The organism is Aquitalea magnusonii, from assembly GCF_003202035.1.
In the GTDB taxonomy this organism is placed as follows: domain Bacteria; phylum Pseudomonadota; class Gammaproteobacteria; order Burkholderiales; family Chromobacteriaceae; genus Aquitalea; species Aquitalea magnusonii.
Genome location: NZ_QJKC01000049.1, coordinates 1 through 1,053, shown reverse-complemented (window position 1 = coordinate 1,053; position 1,053 = coordinate 1). Strand labels below are relative to the sequence as shown.

The 1,053-nt window shown below is 57.2% G+C and carries 1 protein-coding gene; it reads left to right on the top strand.

The window, feature by feature from the left end; genetic code table 11:
* Positions 1–1,046 (top strand): IS30 family transposase (locus DFR38_RS20800; RefSeq protein WP_211310808.1); only part of this gene is annotated, 1,046 nt, incomplete at its 5' end.
* Positions 1,047–1,053 lie beyond the last annotated feature (7 nt).

Here is a 1,053-nt window from a genome sequence, read left to right as displayed (position 1 = left end):
GTGCCGAAGAACGCGGGTTCATCATGGCAATGAAACAGCAGGGAGAGAGTGCCAGGGCCATTGCAAAGGCATTGCACCGGGCTCCCAGCACGATTTGTCGAGAACTGCGCCGTAATGGATATAAGCCACAGCATGAGATCGGTCCAATCGGACGACCTCGCGTAGCTGGCGGGTACGATGCACTACGAGCGGGAAAGCGTGCTCGCCGCTTGAAGTACAAAGTTCGACGCGTGAGAAAGCTGGATCCGGCGGGACCGTTATGGGCCAAGGTTCGTGCACTGCTGGAGGATCGGTGGTCGCCCGAGCAAATCGCTGGCAGACTAAAACAGGACTATCCAGGACAACAGACTTTGCACGTCTCGCACGAAACCATTTACACGGCGATCTATGCCGCCCCCAAGGGGGCTTTGCGTCGAGAACTCGTTGCGCTCTTACGGCAGGGCCGAGGAGCCCGCCGACCTCGTACGCGTGGTACGGATCGTCGTGGTCAGCTTCAGGACATAGCCAGCATTCATGTTCGGCCTCCGGAGGCTAATGAGCGCTTGTTGCCTGGCCACTGGGAAGGCGACTTCCTCGTGGGGGCTGGGAACCGCTCCGCGGTAGGTACCCTGGTGTGCCGCAAAACCTTACTGGTTGTACTGGCGAAGATGGAGGGCTGTACTGCAGCGGCTGCCTTGGAGGGCTTTGCCCGCGCTTTTGCGCCATTTGATGAAGAGCTGTGCAAGACCCTGACGTACGATCAGGGTAAAGAGATGGCATACCACCAAAGACTGGAAGAGCGGACGGGATTGAAGATTTACTTCGCCGATCCTCACAGTCCTTGGCAACGCGGGATCAATGAGAATACCAACGGTCTGTTGCGGGAGTACCTGCCGAAGGGGGCTGATTTGAGCCAGTTTACCCAACAGGAACTGGATCAGATCGCTTGGAGCCTGAATAACCGGCCGCGCAAGTCACTAGGGTTTAAGAAGCCCAGCGAAGCATTCTGGGAATGTTGCTTCAATCTGGATATCAGGATTCCAACCACCGTTGCACTTGGCTCTTGAAACCGCC